The sequence below is a fragment of the Corynebacterium mastitidis DSM 44356 genome (assembly GCF_000375365.1).
Lineage (GTDB): Bacteria > Actinomycetota > Actinomycetes > Mycobacteriales > Mycobacteriaceae > Corynebacterium > Corynebacterium mastitidis.
In genome coordinates, this window is the sequence record NZ_AQXB01000005.1 from 142,614 (window position 1) to 160,528 (window position 17,915).

15 protein-coding genes and 1 tRNA gene are annotated in these 17,915 nt (G+C 70.9%); 9 read left to right on the top strand and 7 right to left on the bottom strand.

All coding sequences use genetic code 11. The features are described 5' to 3' along the window. Positions 1 to 66 precede the first annotated feature (66 nt). Positions 67 to 1,722, bottom strand: coding sequence for an arginine--tRNA ligase (argS, locus tag B140_RS0107240; protein ID WP_026166115.1), 1,656 nt, complete (start codon positions 1,720 to 1,722; stop codon positions 67 to 69). 76 nt (positions 1,723 to 1,798) lie between these two features. Next, entirely contained in the window at positions 1,799 to 3,364 is a 1,566-nt protein-coding gene (locus tag B140_RS0107245) for an L-lactate permease (protein WP_342341592.1), read from the bottom strand. A 108-nt stretch (positions 3,365 to 3,472) separates the two neighbouring features. Between B140_RS0107245 and B140_RS0107250 the strand changes: the two genes are divergently transcribed. The 6 genes from B140_RS0107250 to panD all read left to right on the top strand — a co-directional run bounded on the left by B140_RS0107250 (position 3,473) and on the right by panD (position 6,513). Further along, on the top strand, positions 3,473 to 4,189 hold the full coding sequence (locus B140_RS0107250; RefSeq protein ID WP_018118694.1) for an AAA family ATPase: 717 nt from the start codon (positions 3,473 to 3,475) through the stop codon (positions 4,187 to 4,189). After that, on the top strand, positions 4,182 to 4,943 hold the full coding sequence (locus B140_RS0107255; protein WP_018118695.1) for an AAA family ATPase: 762 nt from the start codon (positions 4,182 to 4,184) through the stop codon (positions 4,941 to 4,943). The genes B140_RS0107250 and B140_RS0107255 overlap by 8 nt, the downstream gene beginning before the upstream one ends. A 56-nt stretch (positions 4,944 to 4,999) precedes the next feature. Continuing rightward, positions 5,000 to 5,075: transfer RNA gene (locus B140_RS0107260), tRNA-Arg, on the top strand. 74 nt (positions 5,076 to 5,149) lie between these two features. Next, on the top strand, positions 5,150 to 5,437 hold the full coding sequence (locus B140_RS0107265) for a hypothetical protein (protein WP_018118696.1): 288 nt from the start codon (positions 5,150 to 5,152) through the stop codon (positions 5,435 to 5,437). Positions 5,438 to 5,464: 27 nt separating this feature from the next. Continuing rightward, entirely contained in the window at positions 5,465 to 6,052 is a 588-nt protein-coding gene (locus tag B140_RS14555) for a YdhK family protein (RefSeq protein ID WP_018118697.1), read from the top strand. A 38-nt stretch (positions 6,053 to 6,090) separates the two neighbouring features. Then, the gene (gene panD, locus B140_RS0107275) at positions 6,091 to 6,513 is read left to right on the top strand and encodes an aspartate 1-decarboxylase (protein ID WP_018118698.1); all 423 of its coding nucleotides are present in this window, start codon (positions 6,091 to 6,093) and stop codon (positions 6,511 to 6,513) included. Between the two features lie 47 nt (positions 6,514 to 6,560). On the opposite strand, the gene B140_RS0107280 is transcribed toward panD, so the two are convergent. Then, positions 6,561 to 7,073 carry a MarR family winged helix-turn-helix transcriptional regulator gene (locus B140_RS0107280; RefSeq protein WP_026166118.1) on the bottom strand — a complete coding sequence of 171 codons (513 nt, stop codon included), beginning with the start codon at positions 7,071 to 7,073 and terminating at the stop codon, positions 6,561 to 6,563. Positions 7,074 to 7,230: 157 nt separating this feature from the next. Between B140_RS0107280 and B140_RS0107285 the strand changes: the two genes are divergently transcribed. Then, complete coding sequence (locus B140_RS0107285; protein ID WP_018118700.1) at positions 7,231 to 7,770, top strand: YceI family protein; 540 nt, start codon at positions 7,231 to 7,233, stop codon at positions 7,768 to 7,770. Here the strand turns inward: B140_RS0107285 and B140_RS14640 are convergent. The 4 genes from B140_RS14640 to B140_RS0107305 all read right to left on the bottom strand — a co-directional run bounded on the left by B140_RS14640 (position 7,757) and on the right by B140_RS0107305 (position 15,430). Further along, positions 7,757 to 10,330, bottom strand: coding sequence for an AAA family ATPase (locus tag B140_RS14640; protein ID WP_018118701.1), 2,574 nt, complete (start codon positions 10,328 to 10,330; stop codon positions 7,757 to 7,759). The two genes, B140_RS0107285 and B140_RS14640, sit on opposite strands and share 14 nt — an antisense overlap. A 1-nt stretch (position 10,331) precedes the next feature. Continuing rightward, positions 10,332 to 11,480, bottom strand: a complete 1,149-nt coding sequence (locus B140_RS0107295; protein ID WP_018118702.1) for a metallophosphoesterase family protein — start codon at positions 11,478 to 11,480, stop codon at positions 10,332 to 10,334. 10 nt (positions 11,481 to 11,490) lie between these two features. Further along, on the bottom strand, positions 11,491 to 12,279 hold the full coding sequence (locus B140_RS0107300; RefSeq protein ID WP_018118703.1) for an SWIM zinc finger family protein: 789 nt from the start codon (positions 12,277 to 12,279) through the stop codon (positions 11,491 to 11,493). 73 nt (positions 12,280 to 12,352) lie between these two features. Continuing rightward, a complete protein-coding gene (locus B140_RS0107305; protein WP_018118704.1) occupies positions 12,353 to 15,430 on the bottom strand; it encodes a DEAD/DEAH box helicase in 3,078 nt (1,025 codons plus the stop codon). A gap of 244 nt (positions 15,431 to 15,674) precedes the next feature. On the opposite strand from B140_RS0107305, the gene putP reads away from it, so the two are divergent. Then, positions 15,675 to 17,189 carry a sodium/proline symporter PutP gene (gene putP / locus B140_RS12235; RefSeq protein WP_040426213.1) on the top strand — a complete coding sequence of 505 codons (1,515 nt, stop codon included), beginning with the start codon at positions 15,675 to 15,677 and terminating at the stop codon, positions 17,187 to 17,189. 35 nt (positions 17,190 to 17,224) lie between these two features. Then, positions 17,225 to 17,890 carry an HNH endonuclease family protein gene (locus B140_RS0107315; protein ID WP_018118706.1) on the top strand — a complete coding sequence of 222 codons (666 nt, stop codon included), beginning with the start codon at positions 17,225 to 17,227 and terminating at the stop codon, positions 17,888 to 17,890. Positions 17,891 to 17,915 lie beyond the last annotated feature (25 nt).

Genomic DNA, 17,915 nt, shown 5'->3' on the forward strand with positions numbered 1-17,915 from the left:
GTGTGCCCGCTCATACACTACTTTTCCGCCTCCCGCTCCGCCCCGTGCGCGCGGGCTACGTGCGGGCTACATGCGCTCCGGGGCGCGCACGCCCACCAGGTTCAGGGCGTTGGCGAGCACGATGCGGCTGGCCCCGGCCAGCGAGAGCCGGGCGGTGTGGATGGGCTGCCACTGCTCGTCCTCCTTGGGCAGGATCTGGCAGCGGTCGTAGAAGCGGTGGAACACCCCGGCGAGCTCCTCGCAGTAGCGGGCCAGGCGGTGCGGCTCGCGCAGCTCGGCGGCCGCCTTCACCACGGCCGGGTACTCGCCCAGCGTGCGGATGAGGTCGCCCTCCCGCTCGTGGGTGAGCAGGGAGTAGTCCGGGGCGGCGTCCTCGGGGGCGCCCACGGCGCTCGCCTTGCGGTGCAGGGAGCACAGCCGCGCGTGCGCGTACTGCACGTAGTAGACGGGATTCTCCGCGGACTGGGAGGCCCACAGCCCGAGGTCGATGTCCAGGGAGGAATCCACCGAGGAGCGCACCAGGGAGTACCGCGCGGCGTCCACGCCGATGGCCTCCACCAGGTCGTCCAGGGTGATCACGGTGCCCGCGCGCTTGGACATGCGCACGGGCGTGCCCTCCTTGAGCAGGTTGACCATCTGGCCGATGAGCACCTCCACCTGGTCGGCGGAGTAGCCCAGCGCCGAGGCGGCGGCCTTGAGGCGCTTGATGTAGCCGTGGTGATCCGCGCCCAGCATGTAGATGCACAGGTCGTGGCCCCGGCCGATCTTGTCCCCGATGTAGGCGATGTCGCCCGCGATGTAGGCGGCGTTGCCGTCGGACTTGATGACCACGCGGTCCTTATCGTCCCCGAACTCGGTGGTGCGCAGCCACCAGGCCCCCTCGTTGGGGTAGAGGTTGCCGTTGTCCTTCAGGGTGGCGATCGCGGAGTCCACCGCGCCGGACTCGAAGAGGGAGTTCTCGTGGAAGAACACGTCGAAGTCCGTGCCGAACTCGTGGAGGGACTCCTTGATGTGCTCGAACATCATCGCCACGCCCAGCTCGCGGAAGGTCTCCTGCGCCTGCGCGGGCTCCTGGTCCAGGGCGTCGGGGCGCCGCTTGAGCACCTCGGCGGCGATGTCCTTGATGTAGTCCCCGCCGTAGCCGTCCTCCGGGGTGGGCTCCCCCTTGGCGGCGGCGACCAGGGAGCGGGCGAAGCGGTCGATCTGCTCGCCGTGGTCGTTAAAGTAGTACTCCCGGGTCACGGCGGCGCCGGAGGCCTCCAGCACGCGGCCCAGGGAATCCCCCACGGCGGCCCAGCGGGTACCGCCCAGGTGGATGGGGCCGGTGGGGTTGGCCGAGACGAACTCCAGGTTCACCGTGAGGCCCTGGTAGAGGTCGCTGCGGCCGTAGTCTGCCCCCTGCTCCCACACGCGCGCGATGATCTCGCCCTGCGCGGCGGCGGCCAGGCGCAGGTTCAAAAAGCCCGGCCCGGCGATCTCCGCGGAGAGCACGGACTCCTCGGTGGCGAGGGACTGCGCGAGCCACTGGGCTAACTCCCGGGGCTGGGCCCCCGCCTTCTTTGCTACCTGAAGCGCGAGGTTGGTGGCGTAATCGCCGTGCTCGGGGTTGCGCGGCCGCTCCACGGTGACCTGCTCCGGCAGCACCGAGGCGTCGAGGTCGTGCTCGGACAGCACCGAAGCAGCGTGGCGGCGAATCAAAGAGGAAAGCTCAACAGGGGTCATAACCGGGAGTCTAGCCCACACTCCCGGCGCGGCCGCCCCGAGCCTGGCACTATCGACGCCTCCGGGCCCCGTGCCCCTACCCCAGGGTGGACTGGAGGAACACCAGGAGGCACATCCCCGCCAGCAGGGGCAGCGAGTACCGCACCGCGGCGGCGAGGATCCTGGACTCCCCGCCCTCCATGTGCGTGGCGGCGGCCGCGATGGCGGCGGTCTGCGGGGCGAGCATCTTGCCCAGCGTGGCGCCGGACGTGTTGGCCGCCACCAGCAGGGAGGGATCGGCCCCCACCTGCGTGGCGGTGGTGGCCTGCATCTGCGCAAAGAGCGCGTTGGAGGAGGTGGCCGAGGCGGTCACCGAGGTGCCCAGCCAGCCCAGCACCGGGGAGATGAGCGGGAACATCGCGCCCGTGGAGGCCAGCAGCGCCCCGATGGCGGCGGTCTGCCCCGAGAGGTTCATGACGTAGGCCAGGCCCATGACGGCGGCGATGGTGAAGTAGGACATCCGCATGCGCAGGATCCCGCCGCCGAGCTGCGCGAAGCCGCCCCGCCAGCCCAGGCGGTACTCGCCGTTTCCGTCGAAGGCGCTGAGCACCGCCACCGTGATGACCGCGCACACCATGAGGATGGTGCCGGGGCCGGAGAGCCAGTTAAGCGTAAAGGTGGTGCCCAGGCGCGGCCACTCGATGAGCACGTCGGTGCCGGTCAGCGCCGCCGGGATGTCCACGCCCCAGCGCCACAGCTTGGCCACGGCGAACACCGCCACGATGAGCACGTAGGGGAACAGGGCCAGGGCGATCTTGCCGGGGCTGAGCACCGCCGCTCCCCCGGTGGACTGCGATGCCTGATCCTCCGGGGTGGTGGGGTCCCACACCCGCAGCAGCGCCAGGCCCGCGGCCAGGGAGAGCAGGCAGGCCACCACGTCGGTGAGCTCGTAGGCGAAGTAGTTGGAGGCCAGGAACTGCCCGCCGCCAAACGAGATCCCCAGCACCAGGGCCATCGGCCACACCTGGCGCAGGCCGCGCCAGCCATCCATGATGAGGCACAGCACGAAGGGCACCACCAGGGCCAGCACGGAGACCTGCCTGCCCACGAGCCCCGCGACGCCCTCCGCCGGGAGGCCCGCCAGCGCGCCGCCGGTGGTCACGGGGATGGCCATCGCCCCGTAGGCCACGGGGGCGGCGTTGGCCACCAGCGTGACCAGGGCCGCCTTCAGCGGCTTCATGCCGATGGCGTAGAGCATGGCGGCCACGATGGCGATCGGCGCGCCGAACCCGGCCAGGGCCTCCAGCAGCCCGCCGAAGGCGAAGCCGATGAGCATGGCCTGCACGCGCATGTCTCCCCTGCCGATCTTGGAGAACACCAGGCGCAGGTCCTCGAAGCGCCCGGAGGACACCGTGAGGTCGTAGATCCACACCGCGGCGATGATGATGTAGATCACCGGGAAGATGCCGAAGGAAACCCCCTGGGCAAAGGCCAGGGCGGCCTCCACGGCCGGGGTGTCAAAAAGGGTAACGGCCAGTAGGAAACCCACTAGTACCGATCCCAGGGCGGCCCAGAGCGCTTTCCATTTAAGCCCCATGAGCAGAACAAAAAACGTAATGAGCGGGGTAACTCCCGCCAGCGCGGCGAGCGCGAGCGAATCCACGATGTGATTACCTTTCTTCCAGTGCGTCCAGTATCGCAGACGCAATAGGCCGCACCAGAACTTTAGTGATGAGGCTCACTCACGGGCGCGTGCGGTAACCTGTGCGTCATGGGATTTCTCCGCGCCGCCCGCATCGACGTCCCCCTCTCCCGCATCCAGGAGGGCTACGTGGCCCGGCTGCCCGCCGTGCGCCACCTCGCCCGGCACCCCCTGGATCTTTCCGCCTCGGTCACCGTGCTCACCGGGGAAAACGGCGCCGGAAAGTCCACCCTGATCGAGGCCATCGCCACGGGAATGGGATTCAAGCCCCAGGGTGGCACCCGCAACCTCGACGCCCCGGGGATAGACGACGTCTCCTGCCTCCACGAGCACCTCACCCTGGTGCGTTCCCGGAATCCCAGCGACGGATACTTTCTGCGCGGAGAAACGCACTTTAATGTGGCCGTCGCCTACGGGGACGAGGCCCCGGGGGATCAACACCTCAACCACATGAGCCACGGGGAATCGCTCATGCAGATAATCCGGCACCGCTTTCACGGCGGCGGATTATTCATTCTGGATGAGCCGGAGGCCGGCCTTTCCGTGCTGCGCCAATTGGAGCTGCTCGGGCACATCGCGCGGATGTCCACCCAGGGCGCGCAGTTCATCATCGCCACGCACTCCCCCGTCCTCATGGCCATCCCGGGCTCCGCTCTCTTCGAGATAGGCCCCGGCGGCATCGCCCCCGTGGACTTCCGCCGCGCCGAGGCCGTGCAGGCCACCGAGGAGTTCGTGGCCGACCCGGAGGGCACCGCCCGCTACCTCCTGGAGGGCGATCGTGGCTGACCTCTTCGTGGAGTCCTTCTTCCTCTTCCCGCCACACCTGCGCAGGCGCGCCCTCCCGGACTGGGTGACCGAGGTTCCCTCCATCCTGGCCGTGGAGCGCCGCCCGCTGCCGCTGCGCTCCCCCGCCACCTTCATCACCGGGGAAAACGGCATGGGCAAGTCCACCCTCATCGAGGCCATCGCCGTGGCCTGCGGCTTCAGCATCGAGGGCGGGCCCTACGGGCTGCGCGGCGGCCCCTCGCCCCGCGACACCACCCGGGGCGAGAGCCCCTTCCAGGGCGTGGCCTCGGTGACACGGGGGCCGCGCGCGATGGAGGGCTACTACCTGCGCGCGGAATCCCACATCAACGTGCCGGGCAACTTCCTCAAGGCCCCGGAGCTGCGCGCGCTCCTCGAGGGCAAGAGCCACGGGGAGTCCGTGATGAGCGCCATCGACCGCTACTTCCACCCCCGCGGCCTCTACATCCTGGACGAGCCGGAGGCCGGGCTCTCCGCCGTCCGGCAGATGGCGCTGCTGGGCCAGCTCCACGCGCTCGTGCAGCGCGGCGCGCAGATCATCGTGTCCACGCACTCGCCCATCCTGCTCTCCTACCCCGGGGCCGCCGTGTGGGAGATCATCGAGGCGGGCCTGGTGCGCACCACCCTGCGCGAGACCACGGCGTTTCGCGCCCTGCGGGACTTCTACGAGGACCCGCACGGGGTGGCGGACTACATGATGAGGGTGGTGGCGCAGGACCCCGAGGCCCTCGGTTAGGTTTGCCCCGCACCCGGTGATAGAATCGCTGCGTTGCCCCGGTAAGCGGGGCTTCCGCCTCCGTAGCTCAGTGGATAGAGCGCCGGTTTCCGGTACCGTAGGTCGCAGGTTCGACTCCTGTCGGGGGCACCATGTCCCGCCCGGGTTCCCTATAAGTAGGGAGCCCGGGCCTTTCGTTTTCCTCGCCCGACGCCCACAATGGAGGCATGATCTCCCGTTCCCGGCTCGCGCGCCTGTCCTACGCCCTCTCCGCCGCGGCCCTCCTCGTGGTCCTCGCGGTGGCCCTGAGCGCACAGGACGGACCCATCGATCACGCCGGATACCCGCTGGCGCTCGGCGGCGCGGCGCTCGTAGCGGGCGTGGCGGCCCGCAGCCTCCGGGCGGGCCTGCTCGCCCTCGCCGCCTTATTCTCCCCCTTCCTGCTGTTCTGGGCGGCGCTGCTGCTGACCCAGGTCCTGTACGTGCTGAATCTTGGACACATCGCCTGGATATAGCCCGCCGCCCGCGATTACGGTGGAGGAATGAAGAAGATACTCCTGACCGCCGGCCTGACCCTGGCCCTTCCCCTCGCCGCCTGCGGCAACGACGCCACCAACACCACCAGCACCGACGCCTCCACAGCCTCCACCGACTCCTCCCCCTCACCGGAGCACGCCCCCACGGACGCCGCGCACGCGCAGGGGCACCATCACCACGCCGACGGCGGCCCGGCCCCCGAGGGGATCGCCCCCGCCACCAACCCGACCTACCCGGTGGGCACCGCGGTGCGGCTGACCGCCGATCACATGCCCGGGATGCAGGGTGTGGAGGCCACCGTCTCGGGCGCGTACTCCACGTACGCCTACGCGGTCACCTACGCCCCCACCCCGGAGGGCACCGCGCACAAGTGGGTGGTGCAGGAGGAGATCGAGGGCGCGGGGGATGCCCGCCTGCCCGATGGCGCCGAGGTTCGCCTGGCGGCGGATCACATGCCCGGCATGGAGGGGGCTTCGGCCACCGTGGACTTTTCCACGGACGAGACGGTGTACATGGTGGATTACGGGTCCGGGAACCAGCGGGTGCAGAACCACAAGTGGGTGGTGGAAAGCGAGATGGAGCCTCTGGGCTAGTTCCGCCCGGGCGCGCCCCCAGGGTAGGGTTGGCAATCGTGTTTCGCACCATGCTCAAGTCAAAGATTCACCGCGCCACCGTCACCCAGGCGGACCTGCACTACGTGGGCTCCTGCACCATCGACCTGGACCTCATGGACGCGGCGGGGCTCCTGGAGGGCGAGCAGATCGACATCGTCGATATTGACAACGGGCACCGCCTGACCACCTACGCCATCGCCGGGGAGCGCGGCAGCGGGATCATCGGGATCAACGGCGCCGCCGCCCGCCTCATCAGCCCGGGCGACCTCGTCATCATCATCGGCTACGCGATGTACTCGGAGGAGGAGCTAGCCGGGTACTCCCCGCGCGTGGTGTTCGTGGACGCCGAGAACCGCCAGGTAGAGCGCGGCGGCGATCCCGCCCGCGCGCCGGAGGGCTCCGGCCTGCTCGATCCGCGCCGCCCCGCCGGGCGCGGCTAGGACCGGCCCGCCCGGCCCCGCGCCGGGGGCGTCGCCACGCACGCCCCCTACTCGGCGCGCTCCACGTCCGCGCAGAGGGTCCCCTCGAAGCCGGGTACCCCCGGCACGTTCTCCACCGCGAGCACCCCGCGCAGGAACCCCGCGAGGGCGTCGGCCCGCCCCGCGTCGAGGTGGTCGAAGATCAGCCGCCGCACGCTCTCCACGTGCTCGGGGGCCGCGCTGCGCAGCCGCCTCATCCCCTCCCCCGTCACGGAGACCTCCACCCCCCGGGCGTCCCCCTCGCTGCGCCCCTTGGTCACCAGGCCCCGCTTGACCATGCGCGTGACCAGGTGCGAGGCCCGGCTGCGGTCCCAGTCCAGGGAGCAGCACAGGTCGCGCAGCCGCATGCTGCACCCCTCCACCTCGGAGAGGGTGGCCAGGACGGCGAACTCCGAGCTGGACAGGTCCTGCCCCACCTGAAGCGTCTCGTCCAAGACGCGATCGATCTTCCTCATGGCCGCCAGGAGGAGGCGCCATAAGGCCTGCTCATCTTCCGTGAGCCACCTCGGTGCAACTGCCATGCCCCCAGATTATGCCACCACCGCAATGCCACCACAAAGTGTTACCTGGACAACATAAACCAATAAACCCCGCTTTTGTTGACGTATCACTCATTGCGGGTATGCTCGGCACCAGGCCGCGCACAACGGCGGCATCGCAGCAACGGAAAGGAAAATCATGTCCGACCTCAACGGCACCTACACCCTCGACTCCACCCACAGCACCGTGGGCTTCGTGGTCCGCCACGCCATGATCTCCAAGGTCCGCGGGTACTTCCGCTCCTTTGACGCCACCCTCACCGTGGACTCGGAGGATCAGGCCCGCTCCTCGGCCTCCGCGACCATCCAGATCGACTCGATCGACACCGGCAACGCCGACCGCGACGCCCACGTCAAGGGCGGCGACTTCTTCGACGCCGAGAACTTCCCCGAGATGACCTTCACCGCCACCTCCTTCGACGTGCGGGACGAGGCCACCGGCACCGTCACCGGCGACCTCACCATCAAGGGCACCACCAGGCCCGTCACCCTCGACGTGGAGGTCTTTGGCCAGGCGGAGGACCCGATGGGCGCTACCCGCCTGGGCTTCAGCGCCACCGCCTCCATCAACCGCAAGGACTTTGGCGTGGACTTCCAGATGCCCATGAAGGCCGGCGGGCTCATGCTCTCAGAGGAGATCGCCATCGAGATCGAGGGCTCGGCGGTTAAGAACTCTTAAGCTCCTCGATGGGGTATTCCCTCCGCCCCACCACGTGGGCATAGCGCTGGGGCACGCAGGTCATCACAAAGACCTGGCGGCGCTCCCCCACCCGGGTAATCAGCGCCGCCATGTGCTCCAGGCGCTCGGGATCGGTGCTGCCCAGGGCGTCGTCGATGAACACCGGGGCGTCCTGCCCCACCAGCCCGGCGATGGCGAAGCGGGTGAGCAGCGCCACCTGCTCCCGGGCGCCCCCCGAAAGATCGTCGAGGGGAACGCTGCGCCCCGCCACCGTGCGATCGCGGATGTCCAGCTCCTCGGTGAGCCGGAACTCCACGTCCCTGCCGAACACGCCGCGCGCCAGGCCCGTGAGCTGATCGGCAAAGGGTTGCGCGTAGCGCGCCCGCGCCGCGTCGCGGTGGCGCACCAGCGCCTCGTACACCGCCCGCGCGGCCTCCGCGCGGCGACGCACCGCCGCTAATCGACGCCCCGCCGCGGCCTCCTCGGCCTCCGCCTGGGAGAGCCGCTCCCCCGCGCCCCGGGAGAACTCGATGAAGCCGCTCAGCCGGTCCAGCTCGCCGGTGTCCTGGGTGATCTGCGCGCGCAGCCCGTCGCGCCTGGCCACGGCCCCCTCCCAGAGCCGACGGCGCTCCTCGGGGTCGGCCCCCTCCTCCGCGGCCCTGGCCTTTTCGTAGCCCACCTGCGCGGATTCCCGGCGCGCCCCGGCGGCCTCGGCGGCCTCCGCCAGGGCGGCGTCGCCCTGCTTATCCTCGGCCTGCGCCAGGCGGGCCTCCAGCTCCTGGCGGCGCTGTCGCGCGGCCTCGAGCCGCGCCTCCGCCCGGGCACCGGCCGCCACGCCGGGGCGCTGGCGCAGGCCTTCCACGCGGTCGGCGGCCCCGGCCTCCTCCTCGGTGCGCTCCCGGAGGCGCCGGGCGGCCGCGCGCTCGGCCTCCTCCGCCTCGGCCACCGGCGGCTGCTCCCCCGCCTCGGCGAGCAGGCGGGTGAGTTCCTCCCGCTCGGCCTGCAGGGCCTCCGGGCGCTGCGCGCCGAGCGCCGCCTCGCGCTCGCGCTCCAGGCCCGCGCGGCGGCGGGTGGCGTCCTCGACCCGGCGCGCCTCCTCCAGGGAGGAGCAGCCCAGCGCCTCAAGGGCGCGGTCCATCCGCTCCTGCGCCGCCCGCACCGGGTCCGCCTCCTCCGTGGCCCCACCCCGGGTGTACACGGCGGTGATCTCCCCGATGGTCACGCTCGTTCCCTCCCGCAGCTCCACCTCCCCCGGCAGGCCCACCGGGGAGCCGTCCACCGTCACCCGCGCGCCCTCCGGGCCCGTCAGGAGCAGGCGGGCGGCCTCCCGGCGGCGCACAGCCTCGGCCACGCGCACCTCCGCGTAGGCCTCCTCGATCTCCTCGAGCTGCCGGGCGCTCACGCTACGGCTGCCCAGCGCGGCGAGCCTCTCGTCGATCTCCGCCACGCGCCGCACCTGGTCCTTGACCTCGCCCAGTCGGGTGGCGGAGCGGGCCAGCCCAAGGCCCTTCACGGCGGCGTCGTGCTCCTCCCGCGCCTCCCGCAGGCGCTCCCGAGCCTCCTCGCGCTCCCGCAGCGCGGCCCGCAGGGCCTGCTCGTCCTCGCGGGCCGCGCGCAGGATCTCCTCGGATTCCGCCTCCAGGGTCGCCACCCGGGAACGGGCCTCCTCGGCCTCGCGGCGCAGGGCGCGGCGCTCCTCCTGCCGGGCGCGCGCGGATTCCCATAGCGCGGCGGCATCCCGCAGCTCGCGCTGGGCGCGCTCCCGCTGCTGCCGGGCCTGCTGCGCGGCCAGGTGCCGCCCGTGGGCCCGCTCGGCCTCCTCCTGCGCCCCCGGCAGCTCCGCCCGGGCCTCCCCCAGCCTGCGGTGCAGCCGCTCCACCTTCTCCACCGTGGCGGTAAGCGAGTCCACCTTCTCCCGCGCCTCCCGCAGGCGCTCCTCGGCGGCCTCGTGCCCGCCTTGCGCCGCCTTCCACTCGCCGCGCGGCGCGCCCCTCTCCGTGTAATAGCGCTGGTACTCCTTGTGCGCCGCGCGCACGAGCGCGGTGTCCGCGCGGCCGTCGGCGGCGTCCTGCCCGGTGCGCTCGTCGAGCGCGCGCGTCAGGGAGGGGATACCGGCGGCGCGGGCGGTCTCGGTGTCTTTTCCCTGCTCCATGAACAGCGCGCGCAGCAGGTCGCCGTCGGTGTGCTCGGCCAGCAGCGCCGCCAGGCGGTCGTCGGCCTCCCGCCCGGAGTAGTCGCCCTTCTCCGCCGCCGGGCGCAGGCTCAGGGTGCTCGCCGCGCGGCGCAGCCACCGCTTGTGGATCTCCGCCTCGTGGGGGCCGATCTGCGCCACCAGGCGGACCTCGGGGCCGGCGTCGCTGCCCACGGGCTGCCACGCCTTGACCTGCTGGCTCTTGCCCGTGTGGCGCTCGTGCAGCACCGCCCACACGGCCTCCATGAGGGTGGACTTGCCCTGCTCGTTGTCCCCGGAGATCACCACCACCCCGCGCTCCGGGAGGTCCGCGAGCTCGAGGCGCTCGATCCCCCGGAAGTTCTTCACCGTCACACTGCGGATCTTCATCCTATCGCTCCTCCGCTCCCGCCTCGGCGCTCAGGCGCAGTAAGAGGTTCACCGCGTCCGAGTTTTCCTCCTCCACCAGCTCGGAGAGGGCGGCGGCGGCAAAGCCGCGCAGGTCCGCCTCCGCCACCTCCTCCGGGCTCGGCTCCAGGTGCAGGTCCATGAGGCGCTCGCGCTCGTAGAGGGCCGCAAAGACGGGAGCAAGCCGCGCCAGCCCGGCCTCCAGGGCGCGCATGGCCGCCACGCCCAGCGTCCCGCGCAGCGAGTACTTCACCACCGTGCGGTCCTTGTGCGGGTAGGCCCGCAGCAGCGCCAGGAAGTCCTCCACCTCCTCCGAGGAGTTCAGCTCCGCGTCCACCGCCTCGAAGCGCCACCGCCCCACGGGGATCTTCTCCACCTCCACCCGGGCGTCGGTGGGGCGCGTCTTGGACACCGTCACGCACAGCACGTTGCCGGAGTCCGTCTCCCCGCCGCTCTTTCCCGCGTACCGGTCGTGGAAGTCCGTGACCTCCGGGGCCCCGGAGAACCACACCCGCCCGGTGCCGCCCACCCGCTGCGTGGAGTGGGTATCGCCCAGCGCGAGGTAGTCCACGACCCCCTCGGCCAGGCCGCGCTCCACCCCCGCAAGGTCGATGAGCGCGGGATCGGCCTGTCCCCCGCGCCCGGCGACCTGCCCGTGGCCCACCGCGATCCTGATCCCCTCGGTGGGCTCCAGCCCCGCCAAGGCCTGGGCCACCAGGTCGGTGCTGGCGTACTTGGCGCGCAACGGGGCGCCCACCACCTCCACCCCGGGGAGCACGGGCACGGGGTGGTCGTCGCGCAGAACGATCACGCCGGGGACGTCCTCGGCGGCGTAGAAGGGCGAGTCTGCCACGAGGGGATCGTGGTTGCCCGGCAGCAGCAGCACCGGCACGCCCACCTCCCCCAGGATCTCGAGGGCGCGCCCCTGGGTGCGGGGAGAAAGGCTGTTCTTGTCAAACACGTCCCCCGCCATGACCACGAAGTCCGCCCCGCGCTCCCGGGCCAACTCCCCGATCCGCCGCACGGCGTCCCACCGCGCGGCCTCGAAGCGGGCCTGCGCGTCCTCGTCGAGGAACCAGCGCGTCATCCCCCACTGCAGGTCCGAGGCGTGGATAAAGGTGGTGGTGGTCATGGTGTTCTCCTCAGCGCCCCACGAGGTAGTCGTACATCTCCTCGATGTCCGCCACCGCGCGCAACTGCTCCACGGCGGTGTAGGACACCGTGCGCATGGCCTTGTGCAGCAGGTCCATGTCGGAATCGTCCAGCGCCGGGGAAGACGCCGGGGTGGGCAGCCCCGGCAGCTCCTGGCCGCGCCAGAAGCGCTCGTCCGTGGAGCGGGCGGCCTCCTGGCTCACCTCGCGCGCCTGCTGCACCATCTGCTGCTCCAGCCAGGCCATGTCGAGCCCGCGCAGCTCGAAGAGCAGCTCGGGCTTGTCCTCGATGCGCTGGGCCGCCACCGCCGCCACGGCCACGGCGTGCTTGCACACGGGGGCGGGGTCGGGGCAGTCGCAGCGGAACACCACGCCCTCGCCCACCAAGGACTCCAACACCTCCTCCTCGAGGTGGCCCTCCTTGGCCCGGCGCAGGCTCCCGGCGGTGCTCGCCATCGCACGCACCACGCGGGTGAGGTCGTCCGGGCCGCGATGCGGCAGCGTCACCTTGACGTGGAAGGGCTCGTTGTGGCTGCCCGCCACCTGGGCGCTCAGGCCCCCGTTGCCCATCTCGAGGGAGAGCACGTGGCCGGTGCGCGCGTAGTCGCGCCCCCGGATCAGGCGACCGCGATCCGCCTCGCCCAGCTCCCGGATGAGCCACCGCGCCGCGGGCGAATACTCGGGAAAGACCGGGGCCTCCGGCTGGGCCACGGGCGGGGGGACGGACTTGGAGCCAAAGTTGGCGTAGATCACGTTGCCCTGGCGCGGCCTGGTGGACATGGCTGCCAACCCCCTTGCTGTGTGTGCTTTACCGTGTTGCCTCGTGGCCTTCCCCGGCTACCCGGCTACCCGGCTACTCAGAGGCCTCCCGTCCACGATAGCTCATGAGGTGGGCCAATTCCTCCGGGGAAAGCTCGGTGATCCACCCCTCGCCCTCGCCCACCACGGCCCCGGCCAGGTGCGTCTTTCCGTCCAGGATGTCCTGGATGGACTCCTCCAGCGTGCCCGCCGTAATCATCTTGTACACCTGCACGTTTTTGCTCTGCCCGATGCGGAAGGCACGGTCCGTGGCCTGGTTCTCCACCGCCGGGTTCCACCAGCGGTCCATGTGCACCACCACGGAGGCCGCCGTGAGGTTGAGCCCGGTGCCTCCCGCCTTCAGCGAGAGCAGCATGACCGGCGGGCCCTGCGGGTCCTGAAAGCGCTCCACCATCCGGTCCCGCGCGCCCTGGGCCACCCCGCCGTGCAGGAAATCGATCCGCTCGCCCAGGCGGTCCGAAAGATAGGGCCGCAGGATCTCTCCGAAGGCCCGGTACTGGGTAAAGATCAGCACGCGGTGCCCCGAGGACAGGCTCTCGTCCAGCAGCTCCATGAGCTGCGCCACCTTGCCGGAGCGGTGCTCACCCCGCAGCGTCACGGGCGAGCCGTCCCCAAGAAAGTGCGCGGGGTGGTTGCAGATCTGCTTGATGCGGGTCAGCGAGGCCAGCACCAGCCCCCGGCGCGCGATACCCTCCGTGGACTCCAGCTTGCGCTTCACGTCCTCCACGTAGGCGGTGTACAGGGCCGCCTGCTCGGCGGTCATGGTCACCGTGCGCACCTGCTCGGACTTCTCCGGGAGGTCGTCGATGATGGCCGGGTCCGTCTTGAGCCTGCGCAGGATGAACGGGGCGGTGAGCAGGCGCAGCCGCTCCGTCATCTGCTCGTCCTGCTCGCGCTCGATGGCCTTGGCAAAGTGGTTGCGGAAGAAGGAGGCGGAGCCCAGCACGCCGGGGTTGACAAAGTCCAGGATGGAGCGCATCTCCGAGAGCCGATTCTCCACCGGGGTGCCGGTGAGCGCCACGCGCTGGCGGGCGGGGATGGCACGGGCGGCCTTGGCGGAGCGGGTGCCGGAGTTCTTGATGTGCTGCGCCTCGTCCAGCACCACGTGATCCCACTCCACCTCCACGCACAGCGCGTGGTCCCTGGCGATCACCCCGTAGCTGCTGATCACCAGGTCCGTCTCCGCCACGCGCTCGCGGAAGCGCTCGCCGCGCAGCCGGGCGCTGCCGTGGTGCACCAGCACCCGCAGGTGGGGCACGAAGCGCCGCGCCTCCCGCTCCCAGTTGCCCACCACGCTGGTGGGGGCCACCACCAGCGTGGGGCCGGTGGCCTCGCCCCGCGCGTGCTCCACCGCCAGCAGGGTCAGAAGCTGCAGCGTCTTGCCCAGGCCCATGTCATCCGCCAGCACCGCGCCGAGGTTGTTGCGGGACATCCAGTACAGCCAGTCCACGCCCCGGCGCTGGTACTCGCGCAGTTGCGCGCGCACCGTGTCCGGCACGTCCACCCGCTGAGGGGCCGGGCTCGTGGTGCCGCCGAGCAGGGAGGTGTACCAGGTCGAGCCGGTGAACTCCACCGGCTCCGAGGCCATCGCCTCTAAGGCTATCTGGCGCAGCTCCGCCACGGACACCTGCCCCTGGCCGTTCTGCCCCTCGTTGAACTCCGCGCGCAGTCGCTCCGCCTCCGCCGCCAGGCGCTCCCAGCCCGGCTCCCCCTGTGCCTTGGCCACCTCCGCGCGCAGGGCGGCGCGCTCCATCGCGGCCTGCTGCCGCGCGCGGGAGCGCTGCGCCAGCTCCTCCATGTACGCGGTGATCTTGGACAGCGAGGAGGTGTCCGCCAGCACCCACTCCCCGCGCAGGCGGATGAGGCCGGACTTGGAGTGCACCAGCTCGGCCATCTCCTCCTCGGTCAGCTCCGTGTCCCCCACCGAGATCTTCCAGTCGTAGTCCACCAGCTTGTCCATGCCGATGTGCCGCTGCGTGGCCCCCTCGCCCTCGGAGGTCACCAGGGTGGCCTTGGTGTCGTACGACGCCCACGCCTTGGGCAGCATCACGGTGACGCCCGCCCGCTTGAGCCGGGGGACGTCGTGCGCGATGAAGTGCACGATCTGGGCGGTGTCCAGGTAGACGTCCCAGTCCCCGGCCCCCTCCTCCCGCGCCCGGGCTCCGGTGTAGGGCGCGGCTTCCTCCGCGTCGTCTCGTAGCAGGGCGGAAAGCCCCTGCATGCGGCGCCGGGCCTGCCGAAGCTGATCCAGGCTGCCGCGATCCAAGCGGTTGACCCGCAGCGGCATGGGGCTCGACACCCCGGAGCGCACCTGAAAGCGCACCGGCCACACGGCGTCATCCCCGCCGCCGGTGTCCTCCGCGGGCGGCTGCTCCACGATGAGCACCGGCTGCATGTCCACCGCCGTGATCGAGTCCTTCCACTCCCGCAGCCGGTTGAGCAGCCCCACCCCGCCACGGCGCACCGGCTGGTTGCCCAGCAGGGACGCGGAAAAATCGTGCCAGGGGTGCGAGCGCGGGGCCTCGCGCAGGCCCGCCAGCTCCGCCGAGGCGATCCAGTGCGGGAGCACCTCGGTGAGGTCCTCGTCCAGGTTGCGGTTGTTCAGGCTGAGTATGCCGGGCGCGGCGGCCATCATCTCCGCGATCCAGCCGCGCTCCCCGAGCCCCTGGGAGAGCTGCCACTGCGGCCACCACTGATCGTCCTGGTAAGCCAGCCGCAGCGTCACCCGGCCCGCCTGCACAAAGCGGCGCAGCCCCGCGTACATGCGGATGAGCCAGCGCAAGTCGGGGGCGATCGCGGAGCGCTGGGCGGAGGTGGCGGCGGGGCTCTCCTCGTCCAGGAACACCATCTGGGCCAAAACCTGCACCGCCTGCTCCGGGGTGCAGGCCGAGGTGGGAATGACGAGGGAGACCTCGCGCCCCTTGGGCGTGCGCAGGGTGGCGCGCAGCCGATGGCGGAAGCTGCTGCGCTCTAGGATCGCGGCCACGCTGGGGGGAAAGGTCCCCTCCGGAACCTGATCCGGGACCACGATGCGATGCCCCTCTACCTGCTCGATCCATAGGTGCAACCCGGATTGTTGCACCCACAGTCCGTGCAGCAGGAAATCGGCCATAGGTGCCAACCTACCATCTTGCCTGGGAGGTGGCCCCCGCTCCGTACTCCTTTTATGTGAGAAAGCTGTGCCATCGCCACGAGCCTCCTCCGCGCCGGGACGGGGCTAGACCAAGCTAGACCACAGGCGCGAGCGCGCCCCCGCACCCGGAGCCCGGAGCACCCGCGCGGGGGTAGCGCCGCGCCGGGGTGCTCTACAATCACACTGATCTTTTTTGTTCATAGCCTCACCAAGGAGCACCCCCGTGACTGAGACAACATGGTTTGTGCTGGCGATCATCATCTATATGTTCGCCATGCTCGCCATCGGCTACTGGAGCTACCGGCGAACGGATAAATACGACGACTACGTGCTGGCCGATCGCTCCCTCAACCCCTTCGTCGCCGCCCTCTCCGCCGGGGCCTCGGACATGTCCGGCTGGCTGCTCATGGGCCTGCCCGGCGCGCTGTTCGTCTCCGGGCTCTCCGAGCTGTGGATCGCCATCGGCCTGCTCATAGGCTGCTACGCCTCGTGGTCCCTCGTGGCACCGCGCCTGCGCTCCTACTCCGAGGTGAGCGCGTCGATCACCCTGCCCAGCTTCTTCGAGAACCGCCTGCACGACCGCTCCCGTGCCCTGCGCGTGGTCTCCGCCGCCATCATCATCGTCTTTTTCACCTTCTACGTCTCCTCCGGGATGGTCTCCGGCGGGCGCTACTTCGAGGCCACCTTCGGCGGGGACTACCTCACCGGCATGATCATCATCGCCGCCGTCACCGTGGGCTACACCTTCATCGGCGGCTTCCTCGCGGTCTCGCTCACCGACGTGGTGCAGGGCCTCATCATGTTCACCGCCCTGCTGATCGTGCCCGCCATGGCCCTGATCGCACTCGACGACCCGTGGGACATCTTCACCTGGGCCACCCACCACGACTACGGCCCCCACACCGGGGGCACCGGCAACCCCGCGTTCTTCAGCCTGGTGGGCGGGACCTCCCTCGCCGCCATCGTGAGCAACCTCGCCTGGGGGCTGGGATACTTCGGCCAGCCCCACATCGTGGTGCGCTACATGGCGCTGCGCACCCCCGCCGAGGCGAAGGGCAGCCGCCGCATCGGCATCGCCTGGATGACGCTGTGCATCGTCGGCGTCGTGGCCTCCGCCGTGGTGGCCACGGTGTTCTTTGCCCAGAACCCGGAGATCTCGGTGACGGATCAAACCAACTTCGAGACGATCTTCCTGGACATGGGCCGCATCCTCTTCCACCCGCTCATCGCCGGCCTGGTGCTCACGGCGGTGCTCGCGGCGATCATGTCCACGATGAGCTCCCAGCTCCTCGTGGTCTCCTCCTCCCTCATCGAGGATCTCTACCGCATCTTTGCCAAGAAGAAGCCCGCGGAGCACGTGCTCATCAACCTCTCCCGCACGGCCGTGGTGGCGGTCTCCCTCTTCGCCGCGCTCTGGGCCATCCACCCCAGCGACTCGATCCTGGGGCTGGTGGGCTTCGCCTGGTCCGGCTTCGGCTCGGCCTTCGGCCCGCTCATGCTCTTCGCCCTGTACTGGCCGCGCCTGAACTCCCAGGGCGCGCTGGCGGGCATGATCACCGGCGCCGTGGTGTCCTTCGCCTGGGGCATGTCCCCGCTCTCCGACGACCTCTACGAGCTGATCCCCGGCTTCGCGCTCTCCGCCCTGGCCATCTGGCTGGTCTCCCTGGCCACCGCCGCCCCGGGGCAGTCCACCCGCGAAGAGTTCCGGGCGGCCACCGAGCGCGCCGCCCTGGCGTAGGGAACCACCCCGCCCCGGGCGGAGTCTAAGGGGGTATGGTTTCCGCCGCGCGCCGCCATCGCCTTTCCCTCGGCCTGCTGCTCCTCGCCGCCACCCTCGCCCTGTGGGCTGGGCCCGCCCTGCTGCGCCCCGCGCGCACCCCGGAGGGCACCGCGCCGGGCCCGGAGCTGTCGCGCACCCTGCCCCGGGTTCCGCTGCTCCCCCAGCGCGTCACCGTGCTCGGCTACGAGCGCGAGGCCTTCGGCGCGGGCTGGGCCGCCCACCCCGCCGGGTGCAGCACCCGCGAGGCCGTGGCCCAGGCCCAGTTCGGGCCGGGATCGGTGCGCGGCTGCCGCATCGTCTCCGCCGGGACGGACCCCTATTCCGGGGAGCCGCTGGACCCCGCGTCCGTGGACATCGACCACCTCTACCCGCTCTCCGCCGCCTGGGACATGGGGGCGCACGCCTGGTCCCCGCAGCGGCGGCGGCGCTTTGCCAACGATCCGATCAACCTCGTGGCGGTCTCCCGCGAGCAGAACCGCGAGAAATCGGACCAGCTCCCCTCCCGGTGGCTGCCGCCGTTGCCCACCTCGCGCTGCTGGTACGCGCGCAGGCTGGCCCAGGTGGCGGCGGAGTACGGCCTCCCCCTGCCCCGGCACGACGCCGCCGCCCTGCGCGCCCAGTGCCGGTTTAGGGAACTCCCGGCGCGATCATTAGGCTAAGGGATACACTGTACCCCCGAAAGGC